This window comes from Macrococcus bovicus (genome assembly GCF_030376725.1).
In the GTDB taxonomy this organism is placed as follows: domain Bacteria; phylum Bacillota; class Bacilli; order Staphylococcales; family Staphylococcaceae; genus Macrococcus; species Macrococcus bovicus.
In genome coordinates this window covers 755,499-767,798 of sequence record NZ_CP128470.1, presented here as the reverse complement: position 1 = coordinate 767,798, position 12,300 = coordinate 755,499, and the positions used below count along the sequence as shown (strand labels likewise).

The 12,300-nt window shown below is 46.5% G+C and carries 15 protein-coding genes; 4 read left to right on the top strand and 11 right to left on the bottom strand.

The genetic code is table 11. The features are described from left to right. Positions 1–58: 58 nt before the first annotated feature. Both QSV55_RS04380 and QSV55_RS04375 read right to left on the bottom strand, forming a co-directional pair. The gene (locus tag QSV55_RS04380; protein WP_289650850.1) at positions 59–1,249 is read right to left on the bottom strand and encodes an FtsW/RodA/SpoVE family cell cycle protein; all 1,191 of its coding nucleotides are present in this window, start codon (positions 1,247–1,249) and stop codon (positions 59–61) included. A 46-nt stretch (positions 1,250–1,295) separates the two neighbouring features. Continuing rightward, entirely contained in the window at positions 1,296–1,568 is a 273-nt protein-coding gene (locus tag QSV55_RS04375; protein WP_133451185.1) for an Fpa/YlaN family protein, read from the bottom strand. 122 nt (positions 1,569–1,690) lie between these two features. On the opposite strand from QSV55_RS04375, the gene QSV55_RS04370 reads away from it, so the two are divergent. After that, positions 1,691–2,167 carry a hypothetical protein gene (locus tag QSV55_RS04370; RefSeq protein WP_289651048.1) on the top strand — a complete coding sequence of 159 codons (477 nt, stop codon included), beginning with the start codon at positions 1,691–1,693 and terminating at the stop codon, positions 2,165–2,167. 31 nt (positions 2,168–2,198) lie between these two features. Here the strand turns inward: QSV55_RS04370 and QSV55_RS04365 are convergent, their stop codons facing one another. Continuing rightward, positions 2,199–2,528 carry a YlaH-like family protein gene (locus tag QSV55_RS04365; RefSeq protein ID WP_133451183.1) on the bottom strand — a complete coding sequence of 110 codons (330 nt, stop codon included), beginning with the start codon at positions 2,526–2,528 and terminating at the stop codon, positions 2,199–2,201. Between the two features lies 1 nt (position 2,529). Then, a complete protein-coding gene (typA, locus tag QSV55_RS04360; protein WP_133451182.1) occupies positions 2,530–4,374 on the bottom strand; it encodes a translational GTPase TypA in 1,845 nt (614 codons plus the stop codon). Positions 4,375–4,469: 95 nt separating this feature from the next. On the opposite strand from typA, the gene QSV55_RS04355 reads away from it, so the two are divergent. Together QSV55_RS04355 and QSV55_RS04350 are read left to right on the top strand one after the other, a co-directional pair. Beyond that, positions 4,470–4,655, top strand: a complete 186-nt coding sequence (locus QSV55_RS04355; protein WP_289650849.1) for a DUF5325 family protein — start codon at positions 4,470–4,472, stop codon at positions 4,653–4,655. A 152-nt stretch (positions 4,656–4,807) separates the two neighbouring features. Further along, positions 4,808–5,686: a hypothetical protein gene (locus QSV55_RS04350; RefSeq protein ID WP_289650848.1), complete on the top strand. Its 879-nt coding sequence runs from the start codon at positions 4,808–4,810 to the stop codon at positions 5,684–5,686. On the opposite strand, the gene QSV55_RS04345 is transcribed toward QSV55_RS04350, so the two are convergent. Continuing rightward, a complete protein-coding gene (locus QSV55_RS04345; RefSeq protein WP_133451176.1) occupies positions 5,668–6,489 on the bottom strand; it encodes an inositol monophosphatase family protein in 822 nt (273 codons plus the stop codon). The two genes, QSV55_RS04350 and QSV55_RS04345, sit on opposite strands and share 19 nt — an antisense overlap. Positions 6,490–6,574: 85 nt before the next feature. Here QSV55_RS04345 and QSV55_RS04340 point away from each other — a divergent pair, with 85 nt between their 5' ends. After that, positions 6,575–7,165 carry a YktB family protein gene (locus QSV55_RS04340; protein WP_289650847.1) on the top strand — a complete coding sequence of 197 codons (591 nt, stop codon included), beginning with the start codon at positions 6,575–6,577 and terminating at the stop codon, positions 7,163–7,165. A gap of 35 nt (positions 7,166–7,200) precedes the next feature. Here QSV55_RS04340 and QSV55_RS04335 read toward each other — a convergent pair whose 3' ends face one another. The 6 genes from QSV55_RS04335 to QSV55_RS04310 form a co-directional block, all read right to left on the bottom strand. Then, on the bottom strand, positions 7,201–7,611 hold the full coding sequence (locus tag QSV55_RS04335; RefSeq protein ID WP_289650846.1) for a hypothetical protein: 411 nt from the start codon (positions 7,609–7,611) through the stop codon (positions 7,201–7,203). A 29-nt stretch (positions 7,612–7,640) separates the two neighbouring features. Further along, entirely contained in the window at positions 7,641–8,456 is an 816-nt protein-coding gene (locus tag QSV55_RS04330; protein WP_289650845.1) for a DUF4064 domain-containing protein, read from the bottom strand. A 73-nt stretch (positions 8,457–8,529) separates the two neighbouring features. Further along, positions 8,530–9,603: an ABC transporter substrate-binding protein gene (locus tag QSV55_RS04325; RefSeq protein WP_289650844.1), complete on the bottom strand. Its 1,074-nt coding sequence runs from the start codon at positions 9,601–9,603 to the stop codon at positions 8,530–8,532. Continuing rightward, positions 9,603–10,403, bottom strand: coding sequence for an ABC transporter permease (locus tag QSV55_RS04320; protein WP_289650843.1), 801 nt, complete (start codon positions 10,401–10,403; stop codon positions 9,603–9,605). The genes QSV55_RS04325 and QSV55_RS04320 overlap by 1 nt, the downstream gene beginning before the upstream one ends. After that, the gene (locus QSV55_RS04315; protein ID WP_289650842.1) at positions 10,403–11,206 is read right to left on the bottom strand and encodes an ABC transporter permease; all 804 of its coding nucleotides are present in this window, start codon (positions 11,204–11,206) and stop codon (positions 10,403–10,405) included. The genes QSV55_RS04320 and QSV55_RS04315 overlap by 1 nt, the downstream gene beginning before the upstream one ends. Further along, the gene (locus QSV55_RS04310) at positions 11,203–12,291 is read right to left on the bottom strand and encodes an ABC transporter ATP-binding protein (protein ID WP_133451168.1); all 1,089 of its coding nucleotides are present in this window, start codon (positions 12,289–12,291) and stop codon (positions 11,203–11,205) included. Before QSV55_RS04310 ends, QSV55_RS04315 begins: the two co-directional genes overlap by 4 nt. Between the last annotated feature and the right edge of the window lie 9 nt (positions 12,292–12,300).

Sequence of the window (12,300 nt, the reverse complement as noted above, 5' to 3'; positions counted from 1 at the left end):
TGTTCATTATACAATATGAATGATGACTCTGACATTCAAGATGTGACGATCTCGTTATTTAGCGGTTCAGACGCTCCTGTTTGACATGCTTAGAAGCCATAAGCAGCAAGCCAACAGCTATGGAAAGACTGAGCATACTAGAGCCTCCGTAACTTAAGAAAGGAAGCGGCACACCTGTCAACGGAATCAGCCCGACGACACCGCCGAGATTAATGAAGGTCTGAATGCCGATATAACTTGCCACACCGATACAGATCAGACGGTAGAACATGGAAGTGGCAAGGGCTGCATACATAAATCCCTTATAAACGATAAAGAACAGCAGTGAAATGATGACGACTACACCTGTTAATCCCAGTTCTTCAGCGATGACCGCAAAGATGAAATCCGTATGCGGTTCCGGCAAGTAGCCGAGCTTCATGATGCCGTTACCGAGTCCGCGACCGAACAGTCCGCCGTTTCCGATGGCCATTAATGAATTGGACAGATGATAACCGATCCCGCTCTCCTCTTTGAAGGGATTCTTCAGTACCTCAAAGCGCGCCACCTGGTGAGGCGATAACAGGTTACCGGTCGTCACGAAGTTAAAAACCAGTGCCAGACAGGCGACCCCGAAAATAACCGCTGACGTCTTGATTATCGTTCCGAAGGCAATCCCTGAGTAGAGCAGGATGCTGATGATGATCATAAAGATCAGCAAGGTGGACCCCATATCAGGCTGTAAAAGAACAAGTCCTGAACAGAAGCCGATCAGCATAATCGGCGCAAAGAGATCCCAGCTGAAATGATTGAGATTTTTCTTTTTATCATAGATATAAGCCAGGTAGATGATCGTCACTATCTTCAGAAACTCTGCCGGCTGAATCATCATGATACCGGTATTCAGCCAACTTTTCGAGCCGTTGACTTCCGTCCCGAAGAGCATCGTCGCGATGAGCAGAATGAGGACACCGATAATCGAGCTCTGCTGGACACGCTTATTTTTGATGATATTGATATGCATGAAATAAGTCATGAAAAAGACAATACCAAAGCTCAGGATGATCGCAAAGAGCTGCCTCTTATAGAAATAGGTCGAACTGACTGGACCTGCACCCGACAGCATCCCGCGTGGCCCGCCGACCATACTCGCACTGTAGATCATGACAAGCCCCATCATACACAGCACGATATAGGTGATCATAAGCGAAAAATCGACATACTTGGAATAATCTTTTATGTATTTGAAGAACCTTCTTAACTGATTCACAACTCAATCACTCAATTCTAATAAAAAATAGTCTAAAGCATCTGCTCTAGACGTTGGTAAATGCATCATGTAACTTGGAAAGTTCTTTTTCCAGGCCGGATAACAGAGTTTTTCCAAATTCTCTATCTATCAATCCAATCTTTGCGGCGAACTCCACTTCTTTACCCAGACCATACATCTGCGTATCGAGGACTTCTTCATAAAGCGGACATTGGGGCATCGTTAAGTTATCCATCTGAACTTTAATCAGCTGCAGTATCTTCTCTGCATCCTGATTAAGCTGGTCATATGCCTGTTGTTTGTAATCGACTGGTTCCATAGACATACACCCCTTTTTCTTCTATACTTTAAAAGTTTATAGTAGGGCTGTATAAAAATCAAGCAAAAGTACATGACAGCCAGGGCTTGTGATAGAATTAAATGAAAGGAGTGAGACACTTGATTATCCAAATACAAGGGAAAGTTAAATTTAAGATTACACTTGATCCATCGACGTGGATTTTCGATGACCGCAAAATCACGATTGAAGAGATGGAAGCAGGGAAAACGACAGGGGTAGAACCGATCTCATTTAAAGATAATAAGGCCTGGAACCGGGATATATTGGAAGGCGGCGCAAAACCGCCGACCTTGAACTCTGAGAAGAAGTTCAAGAAGCAGCAACTACTTGAAGGGACCTATGTGATCAATATGGCACCTTTTTTCGCGATTACAGAACCCGAGGCAGATGCAGCGGCCATCAGACTATCGAACGGTAACGAGCACGAAGATATCAGGCTGGAAGATGTATCCCAGCTGTATTTCCAGTTCTCTAAAAACGGTAAACGTCTGTACGAGGACGGCATGGTTGATGCCTTCATATATAACGGTGAATATAGCCAGAAGATTGACCACGTCAATGCCATTGAAGTGATATAAAGAAACCCGCACAGCCAAGCTGTGCGGGTTCTTATTTTTGTTGACGTTCGTTATGAAGCCGCAGTCGATAGAGACCGAAGACGATGGCCGCAAGAATCAGACTTTCTCCGACCGGCAGAAAGACTGCGAGGAATGTCAGTAGAATACAGCCTAAGAAGAGCAGGATATAGATGACGATATTCTGCCACAGCTTCAGCTTACGGGCAAAACCGAGGTGATAGACGATAGCACTTAAGATAAAGATGGCGATCAACAGCATCCACATACCTTGCTGTGGATGTGTATCCACCTGGAAAAGCTTCGCAAGGAAAGAAAGACGTTCGGAAGGATTTGTGCTGACACCTTTACTTAAGCCGAGCATCTTATTCCTCTTCTGCTAAAGCAGCAGCTTTCGCTTTTTTCTGTTCACGTTCACGCTGAGCTTTATCTAAAGTTTTCTTTCTGAGACGGATAGACTCAGGTGTGACTTCCAGTAACTCATCGTCATTGATGTATTCAAGCGCCTCTTCAAGCGTCATGATTCTTGGTTTCTTCATAGTCGTTGTCTGTTCTTTCGTCGCAGAACGGATGTTGTTCGCTGCTTTGACCTTCGTGATATTAACGGTCAGGTCATTGTCACGAGAGTTTTCACCGACAATCATACCTTCGTAAACTTCTGTCCCCGGCTCCATGAAGTTAACCCCACGGTCCTCTAATGCTAAGATGGCATACGTACTCGCCACCCCTTTATCCATAGAGACTAATACACCGTTATGACGGCCACCGATTCGGCCACGAAGGTACGGACGGTATTCATCAAAGGTATGGTTTAAGATACCATAGCCTCGTGTCATCGACATGAATTCGGTACGGTAGCCGATCAAGCCACGTGCAGGCACATTGAAGATCAGTCGGGTCTGGCCGTTAGATGTGCTCATATCGACCATTTCACCTTTACGCGTGCCAAGAGATTCGATGACGGAACCTGTATTCTCTTCCGGTACATCGATCTGTACGCGTTCGTAAGGCTCATATTTCTTACCGTCAATTTCCTTGATGATAACTTCCGGCTTAGAGACCTGCAGTTCGAAGCCTTCACGACGCATGTTCTCGATCAGGATAGAAAGATGAAGTTCACCACGCCCTGATACGGTCCATGAATCCGGTCCAACTGATTCAACGCGTAATGAAACGTCTGTTTCAAGCTGAGACTCTAGACGGTCCTGGATATTACGGGCCGTCACGAATTTCCCTTCTTTACCCGCGAACGGTGAGTTATTGACTGAGAATGTCATCTGCAGTGTCGGCTCATCGATACGCAGAACTGGTAATGCTTCCTGGTGGTCGACAGGTGTTACTGTCTCACCGACGTTGATATCTTCCATACCTGATACGGCGATCAAATCACCTGGGTATGCTTTGTCGATTTCCACACGTGATAAACCGAAGAAACCGAAGATTTTTGTCACACGGAAGTTTTTCACCGTGCCGTCGATTTTGATCAGGGCAACCTGCTGGCCGACTTCCATCGTACCGCGGAAGACACGGCCGATACCGATACGTCCCACATAGTCGTTGTAATCAAGAAGCGCTGTCTGGAACTGCAGCGGCTCATCACGGTTATCAACCGGTGCCGGTACATATTCAAGAATGGTTTCATACAAGCACTGCATGTTATCATCCTGTGTACTTGCATCAAGACTCGCAGTCCCGTTGATGGCACTCGCATATACCACAGGGAAATCCAGCTGATCGTCATTGGCATCCAGTTCAATGAATAAGTCATACACTTCATCAAGGACTTCTTCCGGACGCGCAGATGGTTTATCAATTTTATTGACAACGACAACCGGCTTCAGGTTCTGTTCCAGTGCTTTTTTCAGTACGAAACGCGTCTGAGGCATCGTGCCTTCGTAGGCATCTACGACAAGCACCACACCATCTACCATTTTCATGATACGTTCTACTTCTCCACCGAAATCGGCGTGGCCTGGTGTATCCAGGATATTGATACGTGTTCCTTTATAGTCAATAGCTGTATTTTTCGCTAAAATCGTGATTCCACGCTCTTTTTCAAGCGCGTTGGAATCCATCGCACGTTCTTCAACATGTTCATTGGCACGGAAAATACCTGATTGTTTTAATAATTCGTCTACTAATGTTGTTTTACCATGGTCAACGTGGGCGATGATGGCAATGTTACGCACATCTTCTCTGTAATTTGTCATGTTATGTCCCTTTCACATCTACAGTTTATTATGTAACTGTGATATTATAGCATATATCAGAAAGATATACTATAAAGCTGTACGAAGGGAACCCTATGAAAAAAAGTAAAGCCATTTTTCTGCTTCTTGCATTTCTGGCAGTCGTCTGTCTGATCGGCATCAGTGTCGGGATGGCAGAAGGCAGCCTGCTCATCATATCAATCAGTATCCTGCTTTTTATCGCCATAATGGGCTTCGGATTTACGTTGAAGAAAAAATACCGGGAAAATGACTGGCTGTAATTTTTCTTCAAAAGCAGTCAGTTTCACCACAAAAAATGATGAAAGACCAGCAGTTTATCAAAAACTGCTGGTCTTTTATCGTTATTCAGCATTTTCTGTCATTTGTGTCTTCGGTCCTGCCGTAATAAATTATGAGGGAAAGGAGTGAAGTCATGATCATCAAAAAAAGAACCTATCCTGCCCTTGCCCGCCTGGAAGCCCTGCGCCATCGTTCCACACTGTCTGATGAAGAGCTGAACATGCTGCAGTCTCTTACGCACCAGAAGCTCATAGAAGAGCAGTTTGAAACATTTTTGACGCCGGGAATCACCGCTCAAGTCGACATCATCTGGCATTACACTTATCAGGATTACCACCGGACAATCGGTCTGAACGTCATTCTTGTGGAATCCGACACCATCCATCTGCTGAAACTGAACAGTTATCAAGGGATTCATACCCTGAACGACCAGGGCATGCTGACAGCGTTTTTCACGGGCAGAGTTCATGAAGACTTGGCCCAGCTGATGAGTGTGAAACTAGGGCTACAGTACTTGCTGGACCGGTCGCTCAACATTGAGATCAGAGCGGTCTGTCTCAGCCCGGACTTTGAACTGAATGCGCTGAGTCACAGCAGCATGATTCTGACGGCAGCCACACTCCCCGCTTATCTGGCTCAGATGACGGCACCGAAACTCAATCTTGCGCCTTCTACCATCCAGCTCGCTGAAACGACAGATGCACCCTATCAAGTAAAGGCAGGCGTCAAAAACGGACTGCGCTGTCCCCACTGTGACCAGCTATCAGAATTCAATTATCATCACCATCTCATCCTCTGCCTGAAGTGCCGTGAAATTTCACAGCTTGACCAGGCATTCATCCGTGCTGCACACGAATACATGTCACTCTTTCCGGAGAACAGACTGACAAAAGATATCATGTATAAATGGTGCAACAAAAAAATACCTGCTGCAAAAGTGGCTTCGCTGCTAAAGAAGCACTTTCATACAGCAGGTAAAACAAAAGGGACTTATTATCTTCTGGAAAACTGACCTTGATGTATTTCATTTAATCTGGCGCGATATGGACTGAGGTAATCATTCAGCAGTTCCTGATGCAGAGCAGGATTCGCCACCAGAATGGAGCTTGAATGCAGGGGATCAAGCTTCTCACCTAACTGGTTCGAGACAACTGCACCTACTTCCTCAGCGATGATCATACCGCCGCTGAAATCCCACGGATGCAGTCTGAGCGTGATGTAGCTGTCAATAATCCCCGTTGCCACATAGGCAAAATCAAGTGCTGCTGAGCCGTAACTGCGCGCGCTGCGTGCCGCCTGGACAATCGGTGCATACATGTCCCGAGTCCGCTCCTTGGTCAGCCAGTTCGGGTTCATGGAGATGATGGAGGTCACAAGCTCTGTGTCCTTTAAGACCGGCAGCGGCTGATCGTTTAAGTAGGCGCCGTGCCCCGCTTCAGCATGATAAAGTTTGTCGTTCATGACGTCATAGATGACACCCGCATATTTTTTGCCGTCATGAAAAATACCGATGGAAATAGCGAAGTTCTGTTGCTGATGCACAAAATTCAGCGTGCCATCTATCGGATCGATGACCCAGAGGTATCCTTCAGTATCGGTCACATCCTGGCCATGACCTTCCTCACCGATAATCCGGTGCTCCGGATAGTGCTCGTTGATCTGTGAGACCAGAAAAGCTTCTGTCTCTTTATCCATATTGGTCACTAAATCGTTCGGATTGGACTTTGTTTCTATAATCAGTTCCTGAGACAGCTCCTCTCTGATTCGCTGTCCTGCAAGAAGCACGATTGACTTTGCAAATTGATAAATTGACATAAGCGTTCCTCCTTGATTTAATTCTATTATACATGAGTCACTATTCAATCAAAATGAATTGATTTTACAACAGCAGGAGGATAAGATGTATCACTTTACAGATGAAGATTTCAAGGTTTTTGAAATAGAGGGCCTGGAGAACCGGATGACAGCGCTCATTGAAACCACGCGGCCGAAACTGGAGAAGCTGGGTGACTATTTCAGTGATTTTCTGACCGCTCAGACCGGCGAGACCTATTATCCACATGTGGCCAAACATTTACGGCGGACAACGAATCCGCCTGACGATACATGGGTGGCATTTTCCACCCATAAACGCGGCTATAAGATGCTGCCTCATTTTCAGATCGGTCTCTTCGGCTCCCATGTCTTTGTGTTATACGGCGTCATCTATGAGTCTCCCGAGAAAGAAGGAGTAGCAGAGACCTTCATGAAAAAAGAACAGACCATCTTAGCGCTCGATGACTTTATCATGAAGCGCGACCATATGAAAGAAGCAAGTGAAGCCATTGAAGAAGAGGCGCTTCGTGACAATCTCCTGCGTCTTAAGAACGTCAAAAAAGGTGAGCTTCTCTTCGGCAAAAGATACGAGCCCGGCCACCCGGCACTGCAATCAGACCAGGCCTTCCTGCAAGAAGTGGAAGACACTTTTCTCAAGCTGATTGAACTGCGCTGACTATCCCCTACCTAAAAAGTCTCTGACCGCACCGGTCAGAGACTTTTCTGCGTATTTATCAGGATAAGAACCACGAGCAGCAGCACCGGTACCACGACGAGAGGCAGCGATATAATAATAGCTGCAGCAAGCAGCATATTCAGCAGACGCTTGCCGCTCACATTCAGGCTTGTCATCAGGACAGCAGCCAGACTGAGCAGCCAGATGCTGAGACCGAGGACCGCACGTCGCATGACACTGACCGTCATCTCCGCATTAAAAATCAGCAGCATACCCTGTGAATAAGAGAGCCGTTCTTCTTGAATCATCTCTCGAATACGGTGATTCCAGCCCCCGGTGAACTCGCTGATGAAATCAGGGTCAAAAGTCAGAATCATGAGCTTGAGCGGGAAGAGCAGTGCCGCTCCAGTCATGATGAGTGAGAGAACCAGTAAAGTTTTCTTCATATTTAAAAAAAAGAGCTTGTCAGCTCTTTTTAATCATTGCGGTTCATACGGTTATTATAGTTCTGGCGACGCTCTTCAGTCGCATCAACAGTTTTGTCGACATACTTCACACGGTCACCTTCTGAACGATGATAGGTCACGGTCTCGTCTGTATCAACAGGTGTCGCATCAACAGTCCGTTCCTCAGTCACCACCGTCTCCTGCGGTGCATGGTCACGTTCCACATCTGCTGTGCGATCCACATAGGCGTCATGCTTGAAGTCATCAACGCGTTCACGTTCAATATCTGCATCCCGTTCTACATAGACAGGCGCCGGCTGACGGTCGCGGTCATAAGAGACTGTTTCATGGTCGTGATAGTAGTCTTCATTACGAATGACTTTATCTTTACGTGCAAACAGCAGAATAGCTGCAATGAAGAAGAATAAAGGAATCCAGAATAAAGCGATTGTCAAAAATAATGGAGCCGTCAGTAGACCAGCAAGGAGTAGCATTACACCTGCTAATATACGTTTCTTCATCGATAACAGACCGATGAGCCCTAAAATAAGCGGCAGTGCCAAGTATGCCAGGATACCCCAGGCGATTTTCATGATATAGCTGACAAATTCAGGTACAGTCATGTTGTTCTGTGCCATGAGATCACGGAAATCTGACAGCTGCGGATTTTCATTCAGCTGACGTTCCATCTCATTCATAAAGTTCGGATCATTACCAGATACAAGTAATGAATAAAGACCGAGTCCTAATAATCCGAGCAATGATAACCAGCCTAACCAGCCAAAGATTTTCTCCGGAATTCTGCTGACAGGTTTCACTGTCTGTGTGTATTCTCTTCTCGCCATATTTTCATCTCCTTAACTGTAGTTAATAGTTCAATACCCTGATGAAGCCGTGATAATCATTTAAAATGGTGGACTACTTAAGTGACATCTTGAAACGCAGAAACCTTTCATTGTATTCTGCAATTTTTTCAGGGCCTAAATCCTCATAGACCTCCAGTTTCTCTCTGACAGCAGGACTTGGGTAAAACCGCTCGTCTTCCCGTGTTTCTTGGTCAAGTAACTGATAACTGGCCTTGTTCGGTGTCGCATAGCCTACCCATTCCGTATTCTGTTTGCCGTTTTTTGCGTCTAACAGGAAATTGATGAATTGATGAGCCCCTTCCACATTCTGGGCGGTCTTAGGAATGACGATATTATCAAACCAGAGATTCGAGCCTTCTTTCGGCACGACAAAATCAAGGTCTTCATTTTCCGTCATGATGTCAGCGCCCATCCCGCTCCAGACCACTGCCACATCCGCTTCCTTCTGCACCATCATCGTATTGATTTCATCACCGACGACGCCGCGGACATTCGGCGCAAGGGATTTCAGCTTCGCTTCTGCCTGACTGAGCTTAGCGGAATCATTTTCGTTCAGAGACTCACCCATGCTGTTAAGCGCGAAACCCATTCCTTCACGTGCACCGTCTACAATCAGCACATTGTTCTTCAGACGCTTATCCCACAGACTGTCCCAGCTTGAAAAATCGATGTCTTTCGTATGGTCGGGATTAAAAAGGATGCCGACCGTCCCCCAGAAATAAGGAATCGAATATCGATTGCCTGGATCGAAGTCTTTATCAAGAAAATCCGGATCCAGATTTTTCAGGTTCGGCAGCTTGCTGTGATCGATCGGAATCAGCAGATGGTCAGACTTCATCTTCTGAATCGCGTACTCACTGGGCACCGCTATATCATAGTGCGTGCCCCCGTTCTTGATCTTGGCAAGCATGGATTCATTCGAGTCGAACGTCTCATAAATCACACGGATCCCTGTCTCCTTCTCGAACTTCTTGAGCAAGTCAGGATCTATATATTCTCCCCAGTTATAGACATAGAGCACATTACCTTTACCCGCTTCTGGCGGGGGATCGATAAAACGGGTCGACACCAGGAGGAGTATCGCAACGAGAAGAGAGACACCGATCAACTGCAATAATCTTTTCATCAGATTGCTCCTCTCCGTTTATTTTCACTTTTATTCGTGATGAAGTAATAGACCGCAATAATCGCCATGACCACAACAAACAGGATCGTCGACAGCGCATTGATCTCCATAGAAATCCCTTTACGTGCCATAGAGTAAATCTCAACAGAGAGCACGCTGAAACCATTGCCCGTCACAAAGAAGCTGACAGTGAAGTCATCGAGCGAATAGGTCAATGCCATAAAGAATCCTGCTACAGCGCCAGGCATCAGATGCGGTATGACGACACGCGAGAGCGTCTGATACGTCGAAGCGCCGAGATCCGTCGCCGCATTGATCAATGATTCATTCATATCGTAGAGTTTCGGGAGCACCATCAGGACGACAATCGGCACGCAGAAAGCGATATGAGAGATCAGGACGGACCAGAAGCCGAGGCCGAGGCCCGTAAAATGTCCGATGATAGTGAAGAGAATCAAGAAGGACGAGCCGATGACGACATCACTGCTGACCATCAGAATATTATTCAAGGTCAGTAAACCAATCTTGATCTTCTTGTTGCGCATATAATGAATACCGAGGGCGCCGAAGACACCGATCAAGGTCGAGATGCTGGCTGCAATCAGCGCCACTGCAATGGTATTCAATATGATGACCATGAGCCGCTTGTTCTGAAAGACGGCTTTGTAGTGATCCAGTGTAAATCCTTCAAAACGGTTCATGTTACCTGCACTGTTGAAAGAATAGAACATTAGAAAGAATATCGGAAAGTAAAGAAGCAGCATAGTAATGGCTAAAACTATTTTTGATTGCACTTTCATTAACTTCTGCCCTCGCTCTCGCGTTGTTTAGTCAGGATCATGACGAGTGCCATGGAAAGAATCAGGAAGACTGCGATAGTGGAGCCCATCCCGTAGTTCTGTGTGACAAGAAACTGCTCTTCAATAGCTGTACCGAGGTTGACGACCTTATTTCCGGCAATCAGACGCGTGATCATGAAGAGACTCAGTGCGGGAATAAAGGTAATCTGAATGCCTGTCTTGACACCTTCCCATGACAGGGGCATGATGACCTTTCTGAATGTCGTCCATCTGTCTGCTCCGAGATCCCGTGAAGCCTGGATCAGGTTCTCCGGAATAGCATCCATACTGTTGAAGATCGGCAGAATCATGAACGGAATGTAAATATAGATAGAGACGATGATAAAGGCTGTATTCGTGAACAGCAGCTGCGTATGCGGCAGGTGCAGAAAGGACAGCACATCATTGACAGTGCCTTCTTTGCTTAATATACCGATGAACGCATAAGTTTTAAGCAGCAGATTGATCCATGTCGGCAGAATAATCAGCAGCAGCCAGAACTGTTTATTTCGTGTATTCCGTATAGCGAGTGCGACCGGGTATGAAATAACCAGGCAGAACAACGTGATGATCAGCGCATAGAGAAATGATGTCAGTGTCATCTGCAGATAGGTGCCGCTAAAGAAATCAGCATAGTTCTCCAATGTGAATTTGCCATCCAGACTGATAAAGCTTGAATAAAAAATGGAGACAAGAGGCAGAACGATGAAAAAGATAATCCATATCAGATACGGAATCAGAAAATATTTCTTTGCTTCTCTCATGTCTGTACCTCATAGGATTCAATGCGGGCATCAAACTCGTCTTCAGTTTCTCCCGGCAGCATGATATGAATCGCCTGCTCAGAGAAAGTTAAGCCGACGACTTCTCCGACAGGTGCCGGTTTTGTCGTGTGGCAGATCCACTCGTTGCCCTCCGCATCAAAGAGACAGATTTCATAGTGCACCCCGCGGAAGAGCTGGGAATCGACACGGGCCTGCAGCTTCCCTTCAGCTGCTGCTGTGACCGCCAGGTCCTCCGGCCGGATGACCACATCGACTTCAGCATTCGGCTTGAACCCTCTGTCGACACAGGCATATTCCTTGCCATAGATCTGAACGACATAATCGCGTACCATGCGTCCCGGAATAATATTCGACTCACCGATGAAATCAGCGACATAACGATTGACCGGCTCATCGTATATATCAAGCGGTGTCCCGCTCTGTTCGATATGACCATCACGCATGACAAAGATATAGTCACTCATCGCGAGCGCCTCTTCCTGGTCGTGTGTCACAAAGATAAATGTAATACCGAGACGCTGCTGCAGTTCACGCAGCTCATACTGCATCTCTGTACGCAGTTTCAAGTCCAGTGCACTGAGCGGCTCGTCAAGCAGGATCACTTCCGGCTCATTGACAATGGCACGCGCAATAGCCACACGCTGACGCTGGCCTCCACTCATCTCAGCGATCCGGCGTTTGCCGTAGCCTTCAAGCTTCACCAGTCTCAATGCTTCGTTCACCTTTGACTCGACAAGTGCTTTGTCCATCTTCTTGATGCGCAGACCGAACGCCACATTCTCAAAGACATCCAGATGCGGAAAGAGCGCATAATCCTGAAAGACGGTATTGACCTGACGTTTATTGGCCGGCACATCATTGATGCGCTGACCTGCGAAATACACATCCCCTGATGTCGGCTTCTCAAAGCCCGCAATCAGCCGCAGAATGGTCGTCTTACCACAGCCGGAAGGACCCAGTAAGGTGTAGAACTTACCTTCCTCTATTTCAAAGTTAACGCCCTTTAATACCGGGTTACCGTCATATACTTTCGTCACATCGTTAAATGCAATAAACTTGTCCATATATTCCTC